Annotated in this window: 27 protein-coding genes; 11 read left to right on the top strand and 16 right to left on the bottom strand. The window is 69.1% G+C overall.

Annotated features, from left to right (window positions below):
- Window positions 1-112: 112 nt before the first annotated feature.
- Window positions 113-400 (top strand): hypothetical protein, encoded by a 288-nt coding sequence (locus ACIQTT_RS05310; RefSeq protein WP_402787022.1) that lies wholly within the window; start codon window positions 113-115, stop codon window positions 398-400.
- On the opposite strand, the gene ACIQTT_RS05305 is transcribed toward ACIQTT_RS05310, so the two are convergent.
- A complete protein-coding gene (locus ACIQTT_RS05305; protein ID WP_402787019.1) occupies window positions 381-1,640 on the bottom strand; it encodes a DNA recombination protein RmuC in 1,260 nt (419 codons plus the stop codon). The genes ACIQTT_RS05310 and ACIQTT_RS05305 overlap by 20 nt on opposite strands.
- Before the next feature lie 47 nt (window positions 1,641-1,687).
- Window positions 1,688-2,281, bottom strand: coding sequence for a 3'-5' exonuclease (locus ACIQTT_RS05300; RefSeq protein WP_402787016.1), 594 nt, complete (start codon window positions 2,279-2,281; stop codon window positions 1,688-1,690).
- A 59-nt stretch (window positions 2,282-2,340) separates the two neighbouring features.
- On the opposite strand from ACIQTT_RS05300, the gene ACIQTT_RS05295 reads away from it, so the two are divergent.
- The 3 genes from ACIQTT_RS05295 to ychF are packed head-to-tail and all read left to right on the top strand — an operon-like array spanning window position 2,341 to window position 5,459.
- Entirely contained in the window at window positions 2,341-3,084 is a 744-nt protein-coding gene (locus ACIQTT_RS05295; protein WP_402787013.1) for a class I SAM-dependent methyltransferase, read from the top strand.
- Complete coding sequence (locus ACIQTT_RS05290) at window positions 3,081-4,349, top strand: alpha/beta fold hydrolase (RefSeq protein ID WP_402787010.1); 1,269 nt, start codon at window positions 3,081-3,083, stop codon at window positions 4,347-4,349. The genes ACIQTT_RS05295 and ACIQTT_RS05290 overlap by 4 nt, the downstream gene beginning before the upstream one ends.
- A gap of 36 nt (window positions 4,350-4,385) precedes the next feature.
- Window positions 4,386-5,459, top strand: coding sequence for a redox-regulated ATPase YchF (gene ychF / locus ACIQTT_RS05285; RefSeq protein WP_402787007.1), 1,074 nt, complete (start codon window positions 4,386-4,388; stop codon window positions 5,457-5,459).
- 15 nt (window positions 5,460-5,474) lie between these two features.
- On the opposite strand, the gene ACIQTT_RS05280 is transcribed toward ychF, so the two are convergent.
- The gene (locus ACIQTT_RS05280; protein ID WP_402787004.1) at window positions 5,475-6,263 is read right to left on the bottom strand and encodes an alpha/beta fold hydrolase; all 789 of its coding nucleotides are present in this window, start codon (window positions 6,261-6,263) and stop codon (window positions 5,475-5,477) included.
- 81 nt (window positions 6,264-6,344) lie between these two features.
- On the opposite strand from ACIQTT_RS05280, the gene ACIQTT_RS05275 reads away from it, so the two are divergent.
- A complete protein-coding gene (locus ACIQTT_RS05275; RefSeq protein WP_402787001.1) occupies window positions 6,345-8,111 on the top strand; it encodes a GNAT family N-acetyltransferase in 1,767 nt (588 codons plus the stop codon).
- 12 nt (window positions 8,112-8,123) lie between these two features.
- Here the strand turns inward: ACIQTT_RS05275 and ACIQTT_RS05270 are convergent, their stop codons facing one another.
- Both ACIQTT_RS05270 and ACIQTT_RS05265 read right to left on the bottom strand, forming a co-directional pair.
- Window positions 8,124-8,399, bottom strand: a complete 276-nt coding sequence (locus ACIQTT_RS05270; protein ID WP_402786998.1) for a hypothetical protein — start codon at window positions 8,397-8,399, stop codon at window positions 8,124-8,126.
- 38 nt (window positions 8,400-8,437) lie between these two features.
- Entirely contained in the window at window positions 8,438-9,565 is a 1,128-nt protein-coding gene (locus ACIQTT_RS05265) for a N(5)-(carboxyethyl)ornithine synthase (RefSeq protein ID WP_402786995.1), read from the bottom strand.
- A gap of 222 nt (window positions 9,566-9,787) precedes the next feature.
- On the opposite strand from ACIQTT_RS05265, the gene ACIQTT_RS05260 reads away from it, so the two are divergent.
- Both ACIQTT_RS05260 and ACIQTT_RS05255 read left to right on the top strand, forming a co-directional pair.
- Entirely contained in the window at window positions 9,788-10,441 is a 654-nt protein-coding gene (locus tag ACIQTT_RS05260; RefSeq protein WP_402786992.1) for an alpha/beta fold hydrolase, read from the top strand.
- 25 nt (window positions 10,442-10,466) lie between these two features.
- Window positions 10,467-12,131 (top strand): ABC-F family ATP-binding cassette domain-containing protein, encoded by a 1,665-nt coding sequence (locus ACIQTT_RS05255; RefSeq protein WP_402786989.1) that lies wholly within the window; start codon window positions 10,467-10,469, stop codon window positions 12,129-12,131.
- Between the two features lie 3 nt (window positions 12,132-12,134).
- Here the strand turns inward: ACIQTT_RS05255 and ACIQTT_RS05250 are convergent, their stop codons facing one another.
- From ACIQTT_RS05250 to ACIQTT_RS05235, 4 genes are all read right to left on the bottom strand, one after another.
- Window positions 12,135-12,479, bottom strand: coding sequence for a LysR family transcriptional regulator (locus ACIQTT_RS05250; RefSeq protein ID WP_402786986.1), 345 nt, complete (start codon window positions 12,477-12,479; stop codon window positions 12,135-12,137).
- On the bottom strand, window positions 12,479-12,961 hold the full coding sequence (locus tag ACIQTT_RS05245; RefSeq protein WP_402786983.1) for a hypothetical protein: 483 nt from the start codon (window positions 12,959-12,961) through the stop codon (window positions 12,479-12,481). Before ACIQTT_RS05245 ends, ACIQTT_RS05250 begins: the two co-directional genes overlap by 1 nt.
- Window positions 12,962-13,205: 244 nt before the next feature.
- Complete coding sequence (locus ACIQTT_RS05240; RefSeq protein ID WP_247622988.1) at window positions 13,206-13,505, bottom strand: Fe-S cluster assembly protein HesB; 300 nt, start codon at window positions 13,503-13,505, stop codon at window positions 13,206-13,208.
- Between the two features lie 107 nt (window positions 13,506-13,612).
- On the bottom strand, window positions 13,613-14,119 hold the full coding sequence (locus ACIQTT_RS05235) for a GNAT family N-acetyltransferase (protein WP_402786979.1): 507 nt from the start codon (window positions 14,117-14,119) through the stop codon (window positions 13,613-13,615).
- A 90-nt stretch (window positions 14,120-14,209) separates the two neighbouring features.
- Here ACIQTT_RS05235 and ACIQTT_RS05230 point away from each other — a divergent pair, with 90 nt between their 5' ends.
- Window positions 14,210-14,764, top strand: coding sequence for a Dps family protein (locus tag ACIQTT_RS05230; protein WP_402786976.1), 555 nt, complete (start codon window positions 14,210-14,212; stop codon window positions 14,762-14,764).
- A 57-nt stretch (window positions 14,765-14,821) separates the two neighbouring features.
- Here ACIQTT_RS05230 and ACIQTT_RS05225 read toward each other — a convergent pair whose 3' ends face one another.
- Window positions 14,822-15,346: a DUF6328 family protein gene (locus tag ACIQTT_RS05225; RefSeq protein WP_402786973.1), complete on the bottom strand. Its 525-nt coding sequence runs from the start codon at window positions 15,344-15,346 to the stop codon at window positions 14,822-14,824.
- 66 nt (window positions 15,347-15,412) lie between these two features.
- Here ACIQTT_RS05225 and ACIQTT_RS05220 point away from each other — a divergent pair, with 66 nt between their 5' ends.
- A complete protein-coding gene (locus ACIQTT_RS05220) occupies window positions 15,413-15,619 on the top strand; it encodes a hypothetical protein (protein ID WP_402786970.1) in 207 nt (68 codons plus the stop codon).
- A 4-nt stretch (window positions 15,620-15,623) separates the two neighbouring features.
- Here the strand turns inward: ACIQTT_RS05220 and ACIQTT_RS05215 are convergent, their stop codons facing one another.
- Window positions 15,624-16,214, bottom strand: a complete 591-nt coding sequence (locus tag ACIQTT_RS05215) for a 1-acyl-sn-glycerol-3-phosphate acyltransferase (protein WP_402786967.1) — start codon at window positions 16,212-16,214, stop codon at window positions 15,624-15,626.
- Window positions 16,215-16,236: 22 nt separating this feature from the next.
- Window positions 16,237-16,842 (bottom strand): carboxymuconolactone decarboxylase family protein, encoded by a 606-nt coding sequence (locus tag ACIQTT_RS05210; RefSeq protein WP_402786964.1) that lies wholly within the window; start codon window positions 16,840-16,842, stop codon window positions 16,237-16,239.
- A gap of 110 nt (window positions 16,843-16,952) precedes the next feature.
- Between ACIQTT_RS05210 and ACIQTT_RS05205 the strand changes: the two genes are divergently transcribed.
- Window positions 16,953-17,099 (top strand): hypothetical protein, encoded by a 147-nt coding sequence (locus ACIQTT_RS05205; RefSeq protein ID WP_402786961.1) that lies wholly within the window; start codon window positions 16,953-16,955, stop codon window positions 17,097-17,099.
- Between the two features lie 22 nt (window positions 17,100-17,121).
- On the opposite strand, the gene ACIQTT_RS05200 is transcribed toward ACIQTT_RS05205, so the two are convergent.
- Window positions 17,122-18,600 carry an MDR family MFS transporter gene (locus ACIQTT_RS05200; RefSeq protein ID WP_402786958.1) on the bottom strand — a complete coding sequence of 493 codons (1,479 nt, stop codon included), beginning with the start codon at window positions 18,598-18,600 and terminating at the stop codon, window positions 17,122-17,124.
- 165 nt (window positions 18,601-18,765) lie between these two features.
- Between ACIQTT_RS05200 and ACIQTT_RS05195 the strand changes: the two genes are divergently transcribed.
- The gene (locus tag ACIQTT_RS05195) at window positions 18,766-20,835 is read left to right on the top strand and encodes an ABC transporter ATP-binding protein (protein WP_402791104.1); all 2,070 of its coding nucleotides are present in this window, start codon (window positions 18,766-18,768) and stop codon (window positions 20,833-20,835) included.
- A gap of 21 nt (window positions 20,836-20,856) precedes the next feature.
- On the opposite strand, the gene ACIQTT_RS05190 is transcribed toward ACIQTT_RS05195, so the two are convergent.
- Genes ACIQTT_RS05190 through ACIQTT_RS05180 form a run of 3 tightly spaced genes read right to left on the bottom strand, consistent with a single transcriptional unit; the run spans window position 20,857 to window position 23,752 of the window.
- On the bottom strand, window positions 20,857-21,627 hold the full coding sequence (locus ACIQTT_RS05190) for an SDR family NAD(P)-dependent oxidoreductase (RefSeq protein WP_402786955.1): 771 nt from the start codon (window positions 21,625-21,627) through the stop codon (window positions 20,857-20,859).
- Window positions 21,628-21,644: 17 nt separating this feature from the next.
- Window positions 21,645-22,592, bottom strand: coding sequence for a glycosyltransferase family 2 protein (locus ACIQTT_RS05185; RefSeq protein WP_402786952.1), 948 nt, complete (start codon window positions 22,590-22,592; stop codon window positions 21,645-21,647).
- 23 nt (window positions 22,593-22,615) lie between these two features.
- A complete protein-coding gene (locus ACIQTT_RS05180; protein ID WP_402786949.1) occupies window positions 22,616-23,752 on the bottom strand; it encodes a cysteine desulfurase family protein in 1,137 nt (378 codons plus the stop codon).
- Between the last annotated feature and the right edge of the window lies 1 nt (window position 23,753).

Below are 23,753 nucleotides of genomic sequence, written 5' to 3'. Positions count from 1 at the left end.
TCCCTCTTGCGCGCCGGATCCTGCGATTCTGCGCGGGTCGTGTCAGACTTGAGCCTGGGTTTGTCGCCGAGGACGGAGCCATCTGGCACCGCAGGCACAGGAGGGCGAACACATGACCACGCCGCAGACACGCAGCTCGAAGGCCGCACCGACGAAGATCGTCACCACCAACACCGGACGCATTCTCCGCGTGAGCGCGGCAGATGCCGAGGGCAGCATCGCGGCGGCCACGCCTGCCGTTCCCGCCGCTCAGCCGGTCGTCGACCCGGCCCGTCGAGCCGATGTGCTCTTCCGCAAGCGCCGTGCCGAAGGTCAGGAGATGAGCTCCTGGTGGATGATCGGAGCCTTCCTCGCGACCAGCGGACTCGTCATCATCCTGCTCAGCGGCGTTCCGGTGTGATCGGAGCATCGATGCGGTCGCGGACCGCACCGATCTCTGCCTGAACGGTCTCTTCTCGTACCGGTTCCTCGACCAGTTCCGATGCCGTGAATCTGCGCGCGCTCGCGGTGATGGGCGCCGGCTGGGAATCCAGTGTGGTCGCGTCGATGCCGGGGAACTGGCGGGCGGTCACCAGGACTCGGGTCTCGAGCGACCCGGCGAAGCGGTTGTAACTGTCGACTGTGCGCTCCAGCGCGCGGCGGAGGTCGTCGGCATGTCCTGCGAGCGTGCCGAGGCGGTCGTACAGCTGGGTGCCGAGGTTCAGGAGCGTGCGGGCCTCGGTCGACACCTCCTGCTGCGTCCACGTGTAGGCCACGGTCTTCAGGACAGCCCAGAGATTGACCGGCGAGGCGAGTGCCACGCGTCGACCGAACGCGTAGTCGAGGAGGGTCGGGTCCTCGTCGATCGCGGCGGCGAGCAGTGATTCGCTGGGGAGGAAGCAGATCACGAACTCGGGGCTCGATTCGAGCCCCGCCCAGTACGCCTTCTTGGCGAGAGCATCGATGTGCGCGCGCACTGCCTTGACGTGCTTCTGCATATGCGCGCGGCGCTGAGCCTCGTGCGCATCGCCAGAGGGTAGCGCTGACGCCTCGAGGTACGCGTCGAGCGGCACCTTGGCGTCGACGGCGATCGAGGCGCCGCCGGCGAGACGGATCACCATGTCGGGGCGGCCCTGCCCGCGATCCGACGAGATCGTGGTCTGCAGGTCGAAGTCGACGTGCCGCGTCAATCCCGCCGCCTCGACCACGCGCCGCAGTTGAGTCTCGCCCCAGACACCACGCGTGGCGGTCGAGCGCAGAGCACCGGCGAGCGACTCCGTCGTCGCGCGCAGCGCCTCATCGGATTCCTGCGCTCGCCGCAACTGCTCGGCGAGCGAGCCGAACTGGGCGTGGCGCTCCTGCTCGATCGTCGCGACCTTCTGCTGCATCTGCTGCAGGCTCTCGCGCACCGGGGCGAGGGCGGTGAGCACGGCGTTCTGCTGCTGCACCCGCTGCGCCTCCGCACGCTGCTCGACGCGCGCGTGCTCGACGGCATCGCGGTAGAGGTCGTACTGGCGATCGCGATCATCACGCGCCGCGGCGAGCTGGGCCTGCACGCGAGCGAATTCGGCGGCGCCACGACCGGCGCGCAGGAACCAGCCCAGTGCCGCCCCGGCGCACAGCGCGGCGATGACGAGGAGAACGATCAGTGGAGCATCCATGTGCTCATGATGCCCTCGGCCTCCGACATTGCCGGGAGGCGGCCCGATCAGGCGACGGCGCGCTCCTCGCGGGCGACCGTTGCGCCGCCGAGCCGGAGCCCGAGCATCTCGGCCAGCATCTCGACGTCCGAGGCCGCGGCGCGACGCGCGGCATCGATCACGATCTGCGCGCAGGCACGTGCATCCGCCAGCGCGTCGTGATGTGAGAACTCGGCGAACCCGGCTGCTGCTGCCGCCTTCGGGAGCCGGTACGAGTCGAGCTGGTAGGTCTTGCGTGCGACCTGGAGGCTGCAGAGCGAGCGGTACGGCGGGCAGACGCCGCCGGTCGCCTCGGAGGCGCGGCGGAGCACGTTGAGGTCGAAGCCGGCGTTGTGCGCGACGAGCACGTCGGAGCCGGCGAAATCGCACAGGCGGTCGAACTGCTCGGCCCAGGTCGCGGCCGTGAGCACGTCTTCGGCCTGGATGCCGTGGATGCGGACGTTCCACTCCTGGAACTCGTCATGCCCGGGCGGGGGCTGGATCAGCCATCCGGCCTGCGCCACGACTTCTCCGCCGCGCACGCGCACGAGGCCGACGGAGCAGGCGGAGGCGGGGCTGGAGTTCGCAGTCTCGAAGTCGATCGCGGTGAAGTCCAGGGGCACGTATCCACTCTCGCCCGCGCGTCCTGTTCGCGGCGGGCGGCGCGCCGTATGCTGACGACATGGCGGACAACAGAGCGACGTCGTTCGGCGCGCAGGCGCAGGACTACGAGGCGGGGCGACCCGAGTACCCCTTCGACGCGGTGGCATGGATGCTCGAGATCCTGCCCGCCGGGGCGCAGCGCGTCGCGGACGTCGGGGCGGGGACCGGCAAGCTCACCCGCGCCATCGCGCACGCTCCGGGGGCGCAGATCGTCGCGATCGATCCCGACCCGGCCATGCTCGCCGCCCTGCGCGAGAACGTGCCGGGCGTGCCCACGTTCCTCGGCGCCGCCGAGTCCCTCCCACTTCCCGGCGACAGCCTCGATGCCGTCGTGCTCGGTCAGGCCTGGCACTGGGTCGACCCGGTCCGCGCCTCCGCCGAGATAGGCCGCGTGGTCCGCGCGGACGGCGCACTCGGACTGATCTGGAACATCCGCGACGAGCGTGTCGATTGGGTGCGCGAACTCAGCCGCATCATGCATCGCAGCGCGGCGGAAGAGGCGCTCGCCGCGGGTAATCCGGAGGTTGGTGCCCCGTTCGGCGCCCTCGAGAGCGGGGTCTGGGAGTGGTCCCGGCCGATGACGCGTGAACAACTGCATCGGATGGCCGCATCGCGCAGCGCCGTGATCGCCTCCGCACCTGAAGAGCAGGAGAACATCCACCGGGAGATGGACGTGCTGTTTGACTCCCTCGACTTCGCGGACGGGGTCATCGATCTCCCGTACATCACGAAGGCTTTCCGCGCGCGTCGCGGAGACAGGTGAACGAGCACGCGGTCGAGGGCGCCGCCCCGACGCGCCGCGACAACTCGGCACACCGGCGCCGTCGCGTGGTCGTGGTGCTCACCGTTCTCGCCGTGGTGATCGGTCTGCTCGTCGCCGACGGCATCCGTCGCTATGCCGAGGGCGAGGCGGAGCTGAGAACGGATCCGACGTTCTACGCGTCGCCGTCGCCGTCGCCGTCGCCGACAGCCGAACCCGGAACCGTCATCCGCAGTGAGGAGATCGCGAGCGCGCCGGCCGGATCGACCGCCTGGCGCGTCCTCTACGCGTCCCGTGATCTCGCCGGTGCCGAGATCACGGTGTCGGGCGTCGTGATCGTTCCGAACAGTCCTGCGCCCACCGACGGGCGCACCGTCGTCGCGTGGGCGCATCCGACCACGGGAGCGGCGACGAAGTGCGCTCCATCACTCGGGCTCGACCCCTTCGAATACATCGCCGGGATGCACGAGCTCCTCGACCAGGGCTACGCCATCGCCGCGACCGACTATCCGGGACTCGGAGTCGACGAAGCATCGTCCTATCTGCTGGCTGTGCCCGAATCGAACAGCGTGCTCGACATCGTGCGTGCTGCGGGTGACATCGAGGATGCGCAGATCGGCGAGAAGTTCGTGCTGTGGGGGCACTCCCAAGGCGGCCAGGCCGCGCTGTTCGCCGCGGAGAGGGCCGCGGCCTATGCGCCGGAGCTGACGCTCCAGGGCGTCGCGGTCGCCGCGCCCGCCGCCGATCTGACGACGCTAATGAGCGATGACATCGACGACGTGTCCGGTGTGACCATCGCGTCCTACGCGATCCCCGCTTACACCGCCGCCTATGCCGATCGCTTCGGGAAGGACGCCATCGAAGCGATCCTCACTCCGGCCGGCGCCGCCGCGACACCGGACATGGCCGCGCTCTGCCTCCTCACCGAGAACGAGAAGATCCACGCGATCGCCGGACCGCTCGTCGGGGGATACGTCACCAGCAATCCTGCGACGACGGAGCCCTGGCAGACGATGCTGCGCGAGAACAGCGCCGGAGGCATGCCCATCACCGTTCCGGTCTTCGTGGCACAGGGGCAGTCCGACGAACTCGTCGCCCCGGCCGCCACCGACGCCTACGTCGAGCATCTCTGCGCGCAGGAGACCGACGTGGCCTTCCATCGGCTTCCCGATGTCGATCACGGCCTCGCCGCTTACGCCGCTCTGCCCGAACTGCTGCTCTGGCTGGGCGAACTCGAAAGGGCAGCGCCCCAGGGCAACTGCCCCTGACCGCGGCGCCGGTCGCGACAGGTAGACTCGTTCCCCGTGGCTCTCACTATCGGAATCGTCGGCCTGCCCAACGTCGGCAAGTCCACCCTCTTCAACGCACTCACCAAGAACGACGTGCTCGCAGCGAACTACCCGTTCGCGACGATCGAGCCCAACGTCGGTGTGGTGAACCTGCCGGACCCGCGGCTAGACAAGCTCGCGGAGATCTTCGGCAGCGAGCGCATCCTGCCCGCTGCGGTGTCGTTCGTCGACATCGCCGGCATCGTGCGCGGCGCCAGCGAGGGGGAGGGGCTGGGCAACCAGTTCCTCGCGAACATCCGCGAGGCCGATGCGATCGCTCAGGTCGTGCGCGGCTTCGCCGACGACGACGTCGTGCACGTCGACGGTGCGGTGAACCCGGCATCCGACATGGAGACGATCAACGCCGAGCTGATGCTCGCCGACCTCCAGACCGTCGAGAAGGCGATCTCCCGGTACGAGAAGGAGGTTCGCGGCAAGAAGATCGACCCGTCGGTCCTCGATGCGGCGAACGCGGCGAAGGATGCTCTCGAGCGCGGTCAGCTGCTCTCGGTCAGCGGCCTCGACCTCGAGCCGATCCGCGAACTCGGGCTCCTCACCGTGAAGCCCGTCATCTTCGTCTTCAACGTCGACGAGGCCGTCCTCACCGACGACGCGCGCAAGGCGGAGCTCGCCGCGCTCGTCGCTCCGGCTCAGGCGATCTTCCTCGATGCGAAGATCGAGTCCGAACTCATCGACCTCGAGCCGGAGGACGCCGCCGAGCTGCTCGCGGCGACCGGCCAGGACGAGTCCGGCCTCGACCAGCTCGCCCGCATCGGCTTCGCCACGCTCGGCCTGCAGACGTACCTCACCGCCGGTCCGAAGGAAGCGCGCGCCTGGACGATCCCGCAGGGCGCCAAAGCTCCGCAGGCGGCCGGTGTCATCCACACCGACTTCGAAAAGGGCTTCATCAAGGCGGAGATCGTCTCGTTCGAGGACCTCGTCGAGACCGGATCGGTCGTCGAAGCCCGCGCCAAGGGCAAGGCCCGCCTCGAGGGCAAGGACTACGTCATGAAGGACGGCGACGTCGTGGAGTTCCGCTTCAACAACTGAGCGGGGTCGGCGCGATCAGCTGACCGCTCCGTGACGCCCGAGGTCCTGTCTCAGCACCTCGGGCCAGGCCTCGATGTCCTCGGGCGTGCGCGCAACCGTCAGGGTCGCGTGCGGGAGAATCTCGACGAGGGCTTCCGCCGTCGACAGCGGATGCCCCGGGTCGTCGGTCCACGCCAGGATCGATGTCGGCACCTCGATGCGGGCGACGGCCTCTGGCGTGGGCAGATCGCTGAATGCCGCACCCCGCAGGACCGACGGCAGAAGCGCCTCGGTGACGTCGGGCCCCGGATCGGGCACGGCCTCGGCCTCGGGCGAGGGTGCGGGGCCGCGCGTGCTCGCAAGATAGGCCTCCATGCCGTCGGAGTCGATGAGATCCGCCGCTGCTCGGTAGTTCGCGGCCTGAGCGGGTCGGGTGCCCCACGCCGTGGGCGGTGCCATGAGTGTGAGCCCGGTGAAGCGTTCCGGCTCGATCGTCGCTGCGTGCAGCAGGGTCGCGGTGCCCATGGAGGGGCCGACGCCGTGAATGCGCTCGCCGGGGAACCAGTGGTCGAGCAGTCGCAGAAGGTCGTCGGCGAGGGTCTGCCAGCGATAGTCCTCGGGAACCTTCCGCCCGGTCGACCGGCCGTGGCCGCGTGCGTCGTAGCGCAGCAGTCGCGTTCCGCTGAGTCCTCGGCCGAGGTCGAGCTCGAGTCCTCGGTCGCGGGCCCGGCTCGCGGTGAGGCCGTGCAACTGGACGACCGGGTGCCCGCCCTCATCGCTCATGGCGACGGCCAGCTCGGCTCCGGGCACCTCGAATGTGGGCATCAGACTCCTCGATCGACGACGGAACGAGTCCGCTCGGGCTGTGGTTGTGAGATCACATTATCCGGAGGATATGGTGCTCCCATGCGCCTGACCAATGTCTCGCACCTCCGTCTGCCCTTCGGACGGCTCTGGGGGTACGACGTCACCGCGTCCGCGCCCGGACGACGTCTCCCCGTGTCGTTCGACCAGCGGCTCCATGTCGGGGCGGGCGATCGCCCCGGATCGTGGATGGCGCTCTCCTTCCGGTTGCCTGCACCGATCCCTCGTGCGTCGATCGCCGACGCCTGGCTGGAGGTGATCGCTCGCCACGGCACGTTGCGCACAGCGTTCGCACCGGGTGCGGACGGCGAGCCGGAACTGCACGAGATAGAGATCGGTCCCGGAAGCTGGGTCGAGCATCAGGTCGGCTCGGGGCAGGCCGTCAACGACGCGTTGCGGGACGTCCTCGATGCGGCATGCTCGCCGTACCGGCATCCGTCGCACCGCCTCTGCGTGTTGGAGACCGCTGCCGGTCTCACGGTCGTGATCGCCGCGGACCATTCGCACGTCGACATGTGGTCGATGCTGGTGATCGCGCGCGACCTGCTGTCCGCGCTCGACGCCGGGCGCGTCGGTGCGAAGCCGACGTCGCGGCCGGCACCGGCATTCGTCGAACACACGCAGACCCTGTTGGATCGGGACGCGGCACCCGACCACGTGCGTCGGCGGTGGGAGGACATCATCGACGGCAGCGGCGGCGTGATGCCGCAGTTCCCGTTGTCGCTGGGTACTCCCGAGCCGCATCGTGAGCGCGTAGAGGTGCGAGATGTGTTCGATGTCGACGACGCCGCGGCATTCGCCGCACAGGCCCGGGACGACGGCGTCTCGACCCTCGCGCGCGCCGTCGTGGCGATGACCGCGGTGACCCGAGAACTGGCGGATGCCCCGCTTCGCGCCGTGTTCCCCGTGCACAGCCGATTCGAGGACACCTGGCACGACTCGGTCGGATGGTTCATCACCAACTCCGTCCTCGAGTCGGACGTCGCAGAACCGCGCGCGGCGGCGGCCGCAGTCAGAGAAGCGGTGCAACTCGGCGCCTGGCCGCTCGCGGACGTCCTCGCGCCGTGGGGCGGCATGCCCGTCGCCCCCGGGATGTTCGCGATTTCGTGGCTGGACCTGCGCAGGCTTCCCGTGCGCATCGACTCCGTCGGCCTCGACGCCCAGTACGTCAGCGCGGCGACCGACACGGACGGAGTCATGCTGTGGTTCATCCTGGATGAGTCGGGCCTGCACCTGAGATGCCGCTACCCCGACACGGCGGAGGCTCGCGCGAACGTCGGCGGATGGCTCGACCTCCTCGTCGCCCGGCTGCAGGCGGATGCGCGGTCGTCCGTGCGGGGACGCCTGCAGGTGGCGGGCCGAGAGTTTCGGCTCGAACGGGCGAATCGAGACGACATCGGGGCCATCGCCGCGCTGCTGCTCGACGATCAGTTCGGCCGGGATCGGGAGAGCGTCGAGCTCGAGCGCTACGAGGCGGCCTTCAGCGCGGTCGCGCGCGACGGATCCAACTACCTGGGGGTCGTCCGCGACAGCGACGATCACCCGGTCGCCACGATGCAGTTGACCGTCATCCCGGGCCTCTCCCGGGGTGGGTCGACCCGGCTCCAGATCGAGGGACTGCGCGTCGCTGCAGGGACGCGGTCACAAGGGCTGGGCGCGGCGATGCTCGAGTGGGCGCACGAATTCGGGCGAGTGCGCGGGGCCCGGCTGTCGCAGGTCACCACCGACGATGCGCGGGAGCGGACGCGCGCCTTCTACACCCGACACGGATACCAGACCGCTCATGTCGGGCTGAAGCGCGAGATCTAGCCGAGCCCTCCGCTAGAGCGTCCACACCGAGAGCATCTGCCAGCCCTCGGGAACCTGCGCCTCGAGCGAGCCCATGTCGTCCGCCGAGATCTCGCGGACGCCGCTCCGGCGATCGAACCGGGCCGTCGCCTCGATACCTTCCGCGCCCTTGAGCATGCGCACGGGAGCCGACACGAGATCGAACCCGTCCGGCGCATGACTCGAGATCTGCGCGTACACATCGTCGAGGGAGGTACCGGCGACCTCGACGGTGTGCGATTCGACGGGACGGATGAGAGCGGCGAGCATCACACCAGCCTAGATCGACGGGCCCGGGCGCACGGTCGTCACGCTGCTGACGGACGTCGCTCGATCTGCGGATGCGGGTATGCCGGGTCGCGGTCCTGGAAGCTGAGGATGCTCGGATTCTGCACCACGCCGTCGCGGATCTCGATCGCGCGGGCGAGCGTACTGCTCGCGTCCCAGGAGGCTTCGCCCTCCATCACCGCACGCAGGAACGGCAGCGTCGCCTCGCTGATCTCCCAGGTCGCCGAGTTCCACAGGTACGAAGGGCTGTGGTCGACGGCGTAGTAGACGATGCCCTCGCCGACGGTGAGTATCGGCTCGTCGAAGGTGGTGGGAGTCGCCCACTCGAATCCCATGCCCTCGTCGCAGGACACGTCGATGATCAGGCTTCCCGCTGCGAAACCGTGCAGATCTTCCGCGCGCAGATAGGTCATCGGTGCGGCGACGTCCTGCAGCGTGCAATTGACGACGATGTCGTGCGACGCCAGGAAGTCCGGCAGCAGCACGTCACCGGCATCCGTGGTGACCATGCTGAGGTGCGTGGCCCCGCTGCCATCGGTGTGCAGCTGTGTCATATGCGCATTGTGGATGGGAGAGCCGACGGCCGCTACTCCGCGCTGCGTGAGCACCTGAATGTCATGGATGCCGTGCGCGTTGAGCGCGGTGACCGCGCCACGCGCCGTCGCGCCGAATCCGATCACGACCGCGCTGAGGCGCGGGCCGTAGTCCCCGGTCGAGCCGACCAGGCTCAGGGCGTGCTGCACCGAGCAGTAGCCGGCGAGCTCGTTGTTCTTGTGGAACACATGCAGGCTCATGTCGCCCTGCGGCGTCCAGTGGTTCATGGCCTCGAACGCGATCAGCGTGAGGCGGTTGTCGATCGCGGTCTGGGTGATCTCGGCATCCTGCACGCAGTGCGGCCAGCCCCAGAGCGTGCGTCCGACCGGGATCGCGGCCACGTCGGCCGCCTGCGGCTTCGGCAGCAGCAGCACGTCGGCGGAGGCGAGGACCTCGGCGCGGTCGGCGACGCGCCCGACTCGCGACTCGATGTACCCGGGGGAGAGCCGGAAGTCGGAACCGTATCCGCGCTCGACGACCATACGAGCGCGCAGATCCGGGTCGATGCGATCGAAGTGGTGCGGGTGGATCGGCAGTCGTCGCTCGTTCTCCATGGAGGAGCCTGCGAGGAGGCCGAGTGAGAGCAAGGCGGTGGAGCGGGGTGCGGCGTCGGACAACGTGATTCCCATCATCGGAGAACCAGGGTCAGTTCCTTCTTTGACAGTACGCCCCGGGGATGCACGGCGGGGCCGCATGTGCGAGACCCGGCTTCGTGACTTCCGCGACCGCCCGGTACGCTGGGTTAGGCCCACCTCACCAAAGGAGACTGCCGCACTATGGCTGACATTCAGATCTTCGAACCCGCTGGACGCGCGATCCCTTTCACCGTCGAAGGTGAGGGCCCCGCACTGATCCTGATCGCCGGGCACGGTCTGAACGTCACCTACCTCGAGCTGCTGTCGCACTCCGTGTCGGAGGAGGACTTCCGGGTCGTGAGCATCGGCTCGCGTCGTCCCTCGGACACCGCGGCCACGATGCACGATCTCGCGCAGGACGTCGTCGACCTCATGTCGCACCTCTCGATCTCGGATGCCTGGGTCGGCGGGCACGCCTTCGGTGGTGCGGTCGCCCGCGTCGTCGCTCTCGACCACCACGATCGCGTCAACGGCGTGCTGCTGCTCGGCGTCGACGAGACCGGTCCCTCGGCCGAGGCGATCGCCGCGATCCCCGCCCCGGCCCGCGACGCCGAGGTCGATGCGTTGCAGGCCGCCGCGTGGGAGACCCCCGCCCCGCTCGCCGAAGGACTCCCGGTGCTCGTGGTGCAGGGAACCGAAGACCCGATCGCCCCGCTCATCAATGGCGAGAAGCTGCAGACCGCGGCCCCCGACCGTGTCAGCGTCGTGCCCGTCGAGGGCGGTGGATACCTCTTCCCGTTCACCCACATGGGGGCGACCTCCTGGGCGATCGAGGATTACCTCGACTGGGACTGACCTCTCGGGCTGAGAGGATGGTCTGATGACCGCCACGCTCGTCGCCCAGAACCTCTCCGGTGGGTACGGCCACCGCATCCTCTTCGAGGGCGTCGACCTGACGGTCGCTCCCGGAGACGTGATCGGCGTGGTGGGCGCGAACGGCGCCGGCAAGTCCACCCTCCTGCGCCTGCTCGCGGGGGCGGACGCCCCGATCGAGGGAAGCGTCGCGCTCGCTCCCTCCGACGCCTTCGTGGGATGGCTGCCGCAGGAGCACGAGCGCGTCGACGGTGAGACCGTCGCGGAGTACATCGCGCGTCGCACGGGCTGCGCCGAGGCGACCAGACAGATGGATACCGCGGCCGAGGCTCTCGGCGATCCCGCGCTCGCGGCACCCGGTGTCGACCCGGCCGACGCCTACTCGACGGCCCTCGACCGTTGGCTCGCGAGCGGCGCGGCCGACCTCGACGAGCGGCTGCCGGCCGTTCTGGCCGACCTCGGGTCGTCGAGCGGGGGAGCGCTGACGCCCGAATCGATGATGACCTCGCTCTCGGGCGGGCAGGCCGCCCGCGTCGGGCTGGCGGCCCTGCTGCTCTCGCGATTCGACATCGTGCTGCTCGATGAGCCCACCAATGACCTCGACCTCGATGGCCTCGATCGGCTGGAGGCGTTCGTGCGCGGGCTCCGCGGGGGCGTCGTGCTCGTCAGTCACGACCGCGAGTTCCTGGCGCGCAGCGTGACGAAGGTGCTCGAGCTCGACCTCGCGCAGGGCACCAACCGCCTCTACGGTGGCGGATACGACGCGTTCATCGAGGAGCGCGCGACGGTCAAACGGCATCTGCGCGAGCAGTACGACGAGTTCGCCGAGAAGAAGGCCGACCTGGTCGCGCGGGCGCGGACGCAGCGCGAATGGTCGAGCCAGGGCGTGCGCAACGCCATGAAGAAGTCTCCCGACAACGACAAGATCAAGCGCAAGGCGTCGATGGAGTCGAGCGAGAAGCAGGCGCAGAAGGTGCGCCAGATGGAGAGCCGCATCGCGCGCCTCGACGAGGTCGAGGAGCCCCGCAAGGAGTGGAAGCTCGAGTTCACGATCGGGTCGGCACCGCGATCGAGCACCGTCGTGTCGACACTGAGCGGGGTGGTCGTGCGGCAGGGGGCGTTCACGCTCGGACCGGTGACCCTGCAGGTCGACGCGGGCGACCGCATCGGGATCACGGGCCCGAACGGCGCGGGGAAGTCGACGCTTCTGCGAACCCTTCTCGGTACGCGCAGCCCCGACGAAGGGAGCGCGAGCCTCGGCAGCAGCGTGCAGATCGGCGAGATCGACCAGGCGCGTTCCCTGCTCGTCGGCGACGCGCCGCTCGCGGATGCCTTCGAACTGCTCGTGCCCGAGATGGCATCGGCCGACGTGCGCACGCTGCTGGCCAAATTCGGGCTCAAGGCCGACCATGTCACCCGCCCCGTCGATGGCCTGTCTCCGGGGGAGCGCACCCGTGCGGCGCTCGCGCTGCTGCAGGCCCGCGGTGTGAACCTGCTCGTGCTCGACGAGCCGACCAACCACCTGGATCTGCCCGCGATCGAGCAGCTCGAGCAGGCCCTCGAGTCGTACACGGGCACACTGTTGCTCGTCACGCACGATCGGCGGATGCTCGACGCCGTCGAGACGAACCGGCGCTGGAACGTCACCGACGGGAACGTCGCCGAACTCTGAGCGTCAGCGCCCCTGGCGCTTCTTGTACGGCTTGGGCTGGCCCTTCACGATCGGGGCGCGGCCTTTGCCCTTCGATGCCTTGGCCTTACCGCCCGCAGGGGCGAGGGTCTTCGCGGCGGGCGGGGGAGCAGCGGCGACGGCCGCTTGCGCCTCGACGAGGAAGAGTTCGCCGACGTGGGTGAGTCGCGGCGTGCCCTCGCGGTTGATCAGCGTGTGCCCGACCTCCTCCTCGAGCTTGTCGAGCGACGTGTAGAGCGAGGCGAGGGGGATACCGAGCGATTCGGCGGCACGCGGGAAGTGGAGCGTGTCGGCGAGGACGACGTAGCGGCGCAGGAGGGCGATCTTCATCAGATGTCGCTGAAGTCGTTGCCACCGGTGCTGACGCTGCTGACAACGTCGTCGGTGATCTTCAGGGTGAGGTACTCGATGCCGACCGCGCCGGGGGTGGTGAGCGATTGTGTTCCCGGCACCTCTCGCATGCCGATCCTGAGGTAGTCGGCGATACCGTCGCCGTTCTCGTCCCAGTCATCCTCCGCCCCGGCTGCCAGCGCTTCGGCTCGGGCGGAGCCGAGGGCGATGCCCTGCTCGGTGGTGAAGACGACCCCGGGAGCCTCGGCCGAGATCGTGAGGGTGGCCCGCGTGTCGGCGACCAATGCGCGAACCGACGCCCAATCGTAGGCGGTGTAAGCGGAGTCGTAGGGGCCGTCGACCGTCGACTCGTCGGGGGCGGTGCCGAACAGGTCGGTGAACGAGGCGACCAGACCGTCCACGTCGTCGAAGGGGACGAGCGCCCCATCATCGACCGACGCCCCGTCGAGGGAGATCACCACCACCTGGACGTCGGGGGTCGCGGATGGGGAGGGCGCAGGTGTCGCCGTCGGCGATGAGGTGGCCGCAGATTCGATCGGCGCGGAAGGTGCGCAGCCCGCGAGCATTCCGTTGGCCGCTGCGAGAGCGACCAACGAGAGGACGAGGCGGGACCGAGGATGCATCATGGCCTCAGATTATCGTCGGATCGGTCGGACACAGCGGATGCCGCGGCTCTGGTGAGCCGCGGCATCCGAAGTCTGTGGGTCAGGCGACCTGGGGCAGGACCGCGAACGACACGGCCCCTTCGTCGTCGACTCCCGCGTCGAGGATCTTGTCGTCGAGGGCGACGGCGGCGGTCTCGTCGAGGAACAGACGCGTTCCCGAGATCTCGACCACCTGGTCCTGCGGCTCGGGATCGGTGGTGACGAGCACGGCGAGGCGGGACTCGCCGCTCGGACCCTGGGCCTCCGTGGAGTGGATGCGGAGACCGGCATCCGGAGCCTCGCTCTGGCGGCTCACGAGCGTGGTGACGATGGCGGAGGCGTTATCGGTGAGGGTGAGCACGAGACTCTCCTTCCGGTTGGGGAACGCCGCGGTCGCGACGTGTCCGGGCCACGATGCCGAAATGCCAACCCGCTTTCAACCTCGACGCGCCGGTTCGGAGGAACCTCTCACCTGGGTAACAGCTTTCGCAGGAACACCTGCTCAGTGCCGTCCCCGTCCGGTATCCGTTCGCTCTCCACGTAGCCGCACGCCTCGTACAGGCGGATGTTCGCCTCGCTGCGGCTGCCGGTGAAGAGTTCGGCCTCCGGGGCCGTCGATGCCTGCTCGGCTGCTTCCAGGAGCGCCCGTCCGATTCCTTCTCCCTGCATATCGGGGGCGATCGCGATCCGTCCGATCAGCAGGAGATCGGAGCTGTCCCGGAATCGGATCGCACCGACCACCCGACCGTCGAGGCGGGCGGCGAAGCCCTCGCCCGCGGCGAGTTCCGCGCGCACCTCATCGAGGGTCTGTGTGAGCGGCGGCATGTCGGCACTGCCGTAGATCTGCGCCTCCGAGACGAACGCGGCGCGCTGAATCGTGAGCACTTCACCGGCGTCCTCCTCCCGAAGAGGGGAGATCTCGAGGGTCGGGCCCTCGTGCGGATGATTCGGCGATGTCTTCTCTCGTGCGGTCACCTGCCCACGTTCGGCGCACCGGGGGTGGAGTGTCAACCCCCTCGGAAAGGCGGACGTTGAACGATACCGTCGCGCTCAGGAGGTCAGAACATGGCAAGCAAGACCACGTCCACGCCGGCCGCGAAGAAGACCGGTACGAGCAAGCGCGGCGCGAAGACGACGCGCACCCAGAACGCGGAGAAGGGCTTCACCGCGTCGCCGACCCTGGCCGCGAACCTGCAATCGGTGCTCGTCGATCTGCTCGAGCTTGCCCTGCAGGGGAAGCAGGCGCACTGGAACGTCGTCGGTCGCAACTTCCGCGACATGCACCGCCAGCTCGACGAGATCATCGACGACGCCCGAGCGTTCAGCGACACCATCGCCGAGCGTATGCGCGCGCTGCATGCCGTGCCCGACGGCCGTAGCGCCACGATCGCGGGGGCGACTTCGCTTCCCGAGTTCCCCGCCGGCGAGGTCTCGACCACCGAGACGGTCGATCTCATCACCGAGCGCCTCGAGGCCACGGTCGGCACCCTGCGCGATGTGCACGATGCCGTCGATGACGAGGACCCGACCTCCGCAGATCTTCTCCACGCCATCATCGAACGCCTCGAGCAGTTCGCCTGGATGGTGAGCGCGGAGAATCGAGAGCCTGCGGGGCGCTGAAGGGAGCGGTCCGCACGGCCGCGCGTCAGGGGAGCGGCGCGTCGGGGTGCGGCCGGGTCAGTCCTTCGGGCTGTCGCCCGGCCGCACCGAGCGTCGGATGACGCGCGGCAGAACGATCCAGAGCGCGGTGACGGCGATGATCGCCGCGACGAGGGCGATGAGTCCCGCGGTGCGATCCACCGTGAAGTCGATGATGAGCGTCGTGACTCCGATCGTCAGCGCGCCGATGACGATGAGATCGATCTTCACGATGCGCGCGGCGATGTGCACGAGTTCGGGTTTGCGTCGTCGGCCGAAGAACACGCGGTGCATCCCCACCGGAGCGAGGGCGAGGATCGTTGCGATCGCGGCCAGCGCCACCAGCACGACGTACAGATCGCGCTGCAGCTCGTCCATGTCGGTGAAGCGCGGCTGGAAGGCGACGGCGAGCAGGAATCCCGTGAGGATCTGCGTGCCGGTCTGCATCACTCGTAGTTCCTGCAGCAACTCGTCCCAGTTGCGGTCGGCGCGTTCGTTGGGGGTCTCGTCGCGGCCGTCGGCGCGGTCGTCGTACTCGGCTGCAGACGCATCGGCACCACTCATGGCCTCAGTCTGTCGACTGCGTCGGATTCCTGTCCAGATGCTTGACCCGGAGGGGAGAATGACTGCATGACTCTTCCACCTATCCACGACTGGTGGCCGCAGCTCTCCGCCGACGCGCAACGCACCCTCCTCGACGGCGACCTGCCGCATCTGACCGACGCCGTGCGCGAGGAGATCCGAGAGATCACCGGTGCGGTGGTCGGCATGCAGGAGACCCTGTCGGATGAGGACCTCGACTATGCGCGCGCCGAGGTCGAGGCATCCGAGCAGTGATTCCTCAGCCGATGGGGGTATCGGTCGGCTGCTCCTCGCGCAGGCGCGGTTCGGTGCGGCGTTCGGGGCGCACGCCCGCCTTGTCGGCATAGAAGGCGCGGATGCGGTCCATGTCGGCGCGCACGTCGCCGGTGACCTCGATCGTCGGACCGAGCCCCGTCGTCATGGTCGTTCGGTCGACGAAGCCGAGCGTCAGCGGCATCCCGGTCTCGGTCGCGATGCGGTAGAAGCCCGACTTCCAGAAGTCGTTGCCACCGCGCGTGCCGTCCGGCGTGATCACCAGTCCGAAGACTTCGCCCGCGTGAACCTGGCCGACGACGTCGGACACGACCCTGCCCGGGTTCTCGCGATCGACGGGGACACCGCCGAGTCGTCGCATGATCGGGCCTTTCCAGCCGCGGAAGAGGCTCTTCTTACCGAGCCAGTGCACGTCGATCCCGAGTCGCCAGGCGATCGCGAGCATGAGGACGAAGTCCCAGTTCGACGTGTGCGGTGCTCCGATGAGGATCGTGGGCCTCGTGGGGACGGCGTTGTTCCCGACGAGCGTCCAACGGCTGAGGGCCCAGAAGAGGCGGGCTATCGAACGCGTGATCATGTCTCCACCGTAGGGGGAGTGGCTATCCCCCTGCTGGCGAGGTGGATGCTTCGGAGTCGCCCGCGAGGCGGATGAGAGCGGCCGCGGTACCCGGTGGAAGCCCCGGCACCGCATCGACGGGCACCGCGAGAGCCTGCAGCGCGCGGCTGAAGTAGTTGCGCAGGGATGCCGCGAGCGTGATGTCGACGATCTGCCGATCCGAGAATCCGAGATCGCGCAGCTCCTGGGAATCGGCATCCGTCATCGCGCGCGGCGCGGTCGAGAGGCGGGCGGAATATCGCACCACCGCCTGCTCGGCCGGGCCGAATCCATGATCGTCGTGGGCCGTGAACGCGGCGAGTCCCGCTTCGTCGAGCACTCCGACAGCGAGAGCACGTCGACCGTGCGCCAGCAGGCAGTGCGTCGAGCCGATCGCGCGTGCCGCGCCGAGTGTCGCGGCCTCGTACACGCGCACGCCGATCGACGGCACGATCGCTCGGATGATTTCCTCGAAGGCGGCGTACGCCTCGGGGTTCATCGCCATCGCCTGCGTATGGGCGTAGACGAAACCGTCTTCAGCGATGTCGTCGGCGTACATCTCGGCGGCGTGCCCTTCGACGGATGCCGCATCCGGGGGAGTGATGATCATCGCTGCTCCTTCGCCTCGGCGCTCGGGTTCACAGCGAACGTTACGCCGCGTGGGCGCGACGCAACACCCGGATCGACGCCGATCCCTCAGGACAGGCGTACGATCGAGGGATGACCGATCAGCAGGGAGACACCACCGAGCAGGACGCAGCCCTCGGGCTGGCGCCTCTGCCCGGAACCCTCAATCTTCTCGACGGGGATGCCGCGGGCCTCTGCAGCGGCGGCGTCTGCCATTTCCCCGCTCCGAAGAGGAGATAAGCGCCAGACGCCGCCACCAGCGTCAGTGACCGCCGTGGAACTCTCCGCCGGCGTCATCGGCCGGCTTCCGGACGAACGGGCTCAGCGCGACCGCCGCGAGCGAGATGATCGCCGCGATCAGGAACGCCATGCGTGCGCCGGGTGCACCCGCCAGAGCGGTCGAAAGCCCCTGCTCCTCGCCCGTGTGCAGGATCGCGGAGTAGGTGACGAGAAGCACGGCCACGCCGGCCGCCCCCGCCACCTGCTGCATGGTGTTGAGCACGGCCGAGCCGTGCGAGTAGAGCGAACGCTGCAATGAACCGAGCGATGCCGAGAACAGCGGCGTGAACGACATGGCGAGGCCGACCGACATCACGGCCTGCACGATCACGAGCACCCACCACTCGGTGTGCTCGCTGACGGTCGAGTAGAAGAAAAGCGCGGCCGAGACCAGGATCGTGCCGGGGATCAGCAGGGGGCGGGTGCCGCGTGCGTCGTAGACGCGACCCATGATCGGTCCGAGCAGACCCATCAGCACCGAACCGGGGAGCAGGATGAGGCCCGCGGAGAAGGACTCGAGGCCCACCACGTTCTGCAGGTACTGCGGGAGCAGAGTGAGCGTTCCGAACATCGACAGCGCGAGGATCGACATGATGATCACCGAGAAGGTGAAGTTCGTCGAGCGGAAGACGCGCAGGTCGAGCAGGGCGTCGTCGACGCGCTGGAGCACGAGCTGACGCCAGACGAACAGACCGAGCGACACGACTCCCACGACGAGCGCGACGACGCCCGTGGTCGCACCGGCGCCGGCGCCTTCGCCACCGAGCTGGCTGATGCCGAACACGATCCCGCCGAAACCGAGAGCGGCGAGGGGGATCGAGACGACGTCGAGGGGCATGCGACGGGTCTCGCCGAGGTTCGTCATCCAGCGGATACCCATGCCGAGGGCGATCAGGGCGATCGGGAGGATGATCGCGAACAGCGCGCGCCAGTTGAACACCTCGAGCACGGCGCCCGCGAGCACGGGGCCGGTCGCGGGAGCGAGCGAGATGACCATGCCGACGCGACCCATCATGCGGCCACGCGACTGCGGGGGCACGACGTTCATGATCGTCGTCATGAGCAGCGGCATCATGATGCCCGTGCCGACGGCCTGGATCACGCGACCGACCAGTAGCACGGCGAAACCGGGGGCGATCAGCGACACCAGGGTGCCGAGTGAGAACGAGATCATCGCGGCGATGAACACCTGCCGCGTCGTGAAGCGCTGCAGGATGAACCCGGTCGTCGGGATGACGACGGCCATCGTGAGCATGAAAGCGCTCGTGAGCCACTGCCCGAGCTCGGGCGGGATGCCGAGGTCGGTGTTGAGGTGCGGGATCGCGATCCCCATGGTGGTCTCGTTGAGGATCGCCACGAACGCGGCGACGAGGAGCAGCCAGATCACCCGCATGTCGGAACGCGCGATCGTCCCGTCGGCGGGAGCGGTGGTCGGGATCGACCCGGTGTCGACGGCAGACATACGGCCTCCAGGGCACAGGAAGAGAGAAAAGGGTGCGCGAGTGCGCCAGGATCATTCAGCGTAACCACAGGGTCGGACATTTCATTCCGAGTCGGCGATATATCTGCTGACGGCCGACACCGCGGCCCCGATGTCCCCGGCGCTGGCTACGCTGACCTCATGAGCATGGGCGGCGGAATGGGTGGGAGGCATCCCGGGGGTTTCCGGGGCGTCGACGAAGACGCGCAGCGCCGGATGAACGCCGAGGCGCCGCGAATCAGCGGCCTCGGTGCCCGCGTGGTGACGCTCTTCCGACCTTACAAATGGCGGATCGTCGTGACCGGCATCCTCGTCGTGCTGGGCGCGGGCATCGCCGTGATCCCGCCGCTGATCGTGCAGCGCGTGTTCGACGACGCGCTCTTCCCCGTCGACGGGGGCGGTCCGCACCTCGAGCTCCTCGTGTGGCTCGTCGTCGCCATGATCGGGCTGTTCCTCGGATCCGCGGCGCTCGGTGTCGGGCAGACGTGGCTCACCTCGACCGTCGGCAACAGCGTCACCGGTGACCTGCGAGTGCGCCTGTTCGAGCATCTGCAGGCGATGGAGCTGGGTTTCTTCACCCGCACCAAGACCGGCGTGATCCAGTCCCGCCTGCAGAACGACGTCGGCGGTGTCTCCGGCGTGCTGACGAACACCGTGACGAGCATCCTCGGCAACGCGGTCACCGTGATCGCCTCCCTCGTGGCGATGATCCTGATCGACTGGCGCCTGACCCTCATCGCGATCGTCCTCATGCCCTTCCTGATCATCGTGCAACGCCGCGTCGGACAGGTGCGCGCACGCATCGCGGGCGAGACCCAGGAGTCGCTCTCGGAGCTCACCTCGATCACGCAGGAGACGCTGAGCGTCTCGGGCATGCTGCTGTCGAAGGCGTTCAACCGGCAGCGCGCGGAGTCGCAGCGCTACCAGGCCGAGAACCGCAACCAGGTGCACCTGCAGGTGCGCCGGGCGATGAGCGGGCAGGGCTTCTTCGCGGTGGTGCAGGTCATCATGGCGAGCGTGCCCGCGATCATCTATCTCGTCTCGGGATATCTGATCGCCGGAGGCACCGGCGCGATCACCGCCGGCACCGTCGTCGCCTTCACCACGGTGCAGGCACGACTCCTGCAGCCACTCATGGGGCTCATGCGCGTCTCGCTCGATCTGCAGACCTCGTCGGCGTTGTTCGCGCGCATCTTCGAGTACCTCGACCTGGTGCCCGAGATCGAGGACGCCCCCGATGCGCTCTCGGTGGCGGAGGCTCCGGGGCCGCGCGGGCGCGTGGAGTTCCGCGACGTCGTGTTCCGCTACCCCGACGCGACCGATGAGGCGAGACCCACGCTCGACGGGGTCTCGTTCGTCGCCGAACCGGGGCAGCACGTGGCGTTCGTCGGTCCGTCGGGGGCGGGCAAGACCACGGTGCTCTACCTCGCTCCGCGTCTCTACGAGGCCCGCGGCGGCGCCGTGCTCTTCGCCGGCGCCGACGTGCGCACGCTCACGCAGGAGTCGATCATCGACAACGTGGGCATCGTGTCGCAGGAGACCTACCTCTTCCACGCGACGATCCGCGAGAACCTCTTGTACGCCAAGCCGGACGCGACCGAGGCGGAGCTGATCGAGGCAACGACGGCGGCGAACATCCACCACATCATCGCCGGATTCGAGAACGGCTACGACACGATCGTGGGCGAGCGCGGCTACCGGTTGTCGGGCGGCGAGAAGCAACGCATCGCGATCGCGCGCGTGCTGCTCAAGGACCCTCCCGTGCTGTTGCTCGACGAGGCGACGTCGGCTCTCGACACGGTTTCGGAGCGCGTCGTGCAGGAAGCGCTCGACGAGGCCGCGAAGGGTCGGACGACGATCTCGATCGCGCATCGCCTCTCGACCGTGATGGGCGCCGACGTGATCCACGTGCTCGAGGCGGGGCGCATCGTCGAGTCCGGCACCCACGCCGAACTGCTCGCACACGACGGTCTCTACGCCGAGCTCGCCGCCCAGCAGGTGGCCGCTTCCCGCGTGCTCGCGACCGAGGCGGCCGTCGAGATGACCGTCACCGGGGGCATGGCCACCGCACTGAGCGACCGTCGGGCCGATCGCGCTCCGGAGGACTCCGTGTCGGCCGACGCGGTCGAGACTCTCACGGCATCCGTCCCGCTGACGGCATCCGTCCCGCTGCTGGATGCCGCGAGCGGCGATCGGGTCTACCCGCCGCAGGAGTGACCGGCCGCGAGCGGATCGCGATCAGTGCGCCGAGAGACCGCCGTCGACGAAGAGTGAGTGCCCGGTCACATAGGCGGAGCCTGCGCCGGCGAGGAAGACCGCGGCGCCGGCGAAGTCCTCGGGCAGTCCGTTCCGACCGATCATCGTGCGCGCCGCGAGGTTCGCGACGGCCTGGGGATCCTGCTGCAGCCGCGCGTTGAGCGGCGTCAGCACGAATCCGGGCACGAGCGTGTTGCTCGTCACACCGGTGCCGCCCCAGGCTTCGGCCTCGGAGCGCATGAGGGATTCCACCGCGCCCTTGGACGCCCCGTAGATGCCGCTCGTGGCGAAGGCCCGGTGCGCCTGTTGCGAGCTGATGTGGATGAGGCGCCCGTAACCGCGCTCCGCCATTCCCGGCGCGTAGCGCTGGCCGAGAAGGAAGGGAGCGAGCGCGTTGACGGTCATGGTCGCGTCCCAGTCGTCCTCCGTGATCTCGGCGAAGGGCGGGCGGATGTTGATCCCGGCCGAGTGCACGACGATGTCCGGCTCGCCGAACGGCCGTGCCGCGTCCTCGGCGGCGGCGCGGATGCCGTCGCGGGAGCTGAGATCCCCGACGACACCGTCCGCGGTTCCGTCCGCGTCGCGCAGCGCGCGAACGGTCTCGGCGATGCGCTCGGCGCCGCGGGCGACGATGACGGTCGACGCGCCGGAACCGGCGAGGGCGGTCGCGATCCCGCGTCCGATCCCGGAACTGCCGCCCGTGACGATCGCCGTGCGTCCGGTGAGCGAGAAGAGGCTGTCGAGATAGGTCATGGGTTCTCCGGTACGCGTCACCAGCTGAGGGCGGCCGTGAGCGAGTGGTCGGGGGCGGCGTCGGCGAACTCGGGCAGCGCCTCGATCTCGGCGACGAAGCCCGAGACGGCCGCCGCGTAGGCGGGGTCGAGGTGCGTGCGGGCGATCTCGTGGAGCGGGGGCAGGTCCATCGCGACGATGAGTGAGAGGCGGGCGGCGACGGCGGCGTGGGCACCGGCATCCTGGAGCACGCGGATGCCGCCACGCAGGGCCGCGAGATAGTCGAGCAGCACGGGGAGTCGTGCTTTGCCCTGGGTGATCGAGGTGCCGTCGGCGCGGACCCGCCAGTGCGCGATCACGTCGGGGATCACGTCGAACGCCGTCGCCCGGGTGTACATCAGCTGTGCCACCACCTGATCCTCGTAGGCGACCCCCTCGGGGAAGCGCAGGTCTCCCCAGAAGTCGGTGCGGGTGAGCTTCGACCAGGCAACGATGTTCGCCGACGCGGCAGGGTGGTCGAGGATCGTCGTGCCGAGGCGCTGCGGATCGGTTGCTGCGGCTACCCACGGCTGCACGCGACCGGCGACGTAGGCGTCGCCCTGCGGGTGGGAGCGCACGTACGCTCCCACCACGAAGTCGCTGCCGCTCTCGACGAGGGTGCCGGTCAGGCGGGCGAGCGCGGTCGGGGCGAGTTCGTCATCGGCGTCGAGGAAGCCGAGGAGCGGCGTGTCGACGAGCTCGAGTCCGGCGTTCCGCGCGGCGCCGAGACCGTGGGCCTCGTCGCGGCGGAGCAGGCGGAAGCGCGAATCGTCGGCCGCTGCAGCTCGGAACACGTGGCCGGTGCCGTCGGTCGACCCGTCGTCGATGAGGATCGCCCGCCAGCGCTGTTCGGTCTGCGCCCGCAGCGAGTCGATCGCGGCGGGGGCGAAGGCGGCGATGTCCCGCCCGGGGACGATCATCGTCACGATCGGGTCGGGTGCGCTCACTCCCCGATTCTATGGCCGCGGGGTCAGGCGAGGACGGCGCGCACCGACTCCGCGACGAGCTGGGCGAGATGCTCCGGGGCGTCGTCGGGAAGCACTCCGCGACCGAAGGTGAAGCGCACCGAGGTCTGTGCGGTGGCGGGAGCGATCCCGCAGGCCAGAAGCACGGGGGAGGGCTCGTCGCTGCCCGCGGCGCACGCCGATCCGCTCGACGAGATGACCCCGCGTCGTTCGAGCTCCAGGAGCACCGACTCCCCGCTCGTGCCGGCGAACGTGAAGCTCGCGACTCCGGGAAGCCGGTGCGCGGGGTCTCCCGTGAGCGCCGCCCGCGGCACCGCCGCGAGGACCGCGGAGATGAACCGCGCCGTCGATCGCCCGACCCGTGCGACGGCGTCGACCCGCTCGGCCTCGGCCAGTTCGAGCGCCGTGGCCAGTGCCACAGCGCCCGCGACGTTCTCGGTTCCCGACCGACGCCCGCGCTCCTGCCCGCCACCGTGCAGCAGCGGTTCGAGCGGTACGCGCCCCCGCACGGCCAGTGCGCCCGTGCCCTTCGGGGCACCGAGCTTGTGTCCGGCGACGGACACGGCATCCGCGCCCAGCGCATCGAGGGGGAGCCACCCGGCTGACTGCACGGCGTCGAGATGCAGGGGAACCCCGGCAGCGCGGGTGACCGCGGCGAGGGCCGCGGCATCCTGCACCGTGCCGACCTCGTTGTTCGCATGGCCGACGCTCACGAGCGCGGTGTCGTCGCGCAGGAGACTCTGCACGTCGGAAGCCGAGATGCTCCCGAATCCGTCGACGGGCAGGAGTGACACCTCGATGCCGTGGAAGCGGTGCAGGAAGTCCGCGGACTCGAGGATCGACTCGTGTTCGATCCGCGAGACCACCAGATGGCGCTTGCCGCCCGCGAGGGCACCGAGCACGATGCCCTTCACTGCCAGGTTGTTCGCCTCGGTGCCGCCGGACGTGAACACGACATCTCCCGCGCGCATGCCGAGCACGCGCGCGACTCGACGTCTCGCGTCGTCGAGTGCGCTCGCCGCGGCCTCGCCCACCGTGTGGTGGCTCGAAGGGTTGCCGAAGACGTCCGTGAGATACGGCCGCATCGCCTCGAGGACCTCCGGGCGCACCGGTGAGGTCGCGGCGTGATCGAGGTAGAGCACC

It is taken from the genome of Microbacterium sp. NPDC090225 (assembly GCF_044772365.1).
Taxonomy (GTDB): domain Bacteria; phylum Actinomycetota; class Actinomycetes; order Actinomycetales; family Microbacteriaceae; genus Microbacterium.
Note: the sequence above shows the minus strand (reverse complement) of the source record. Positions and strands in the feature narration are given on the sequence as shown.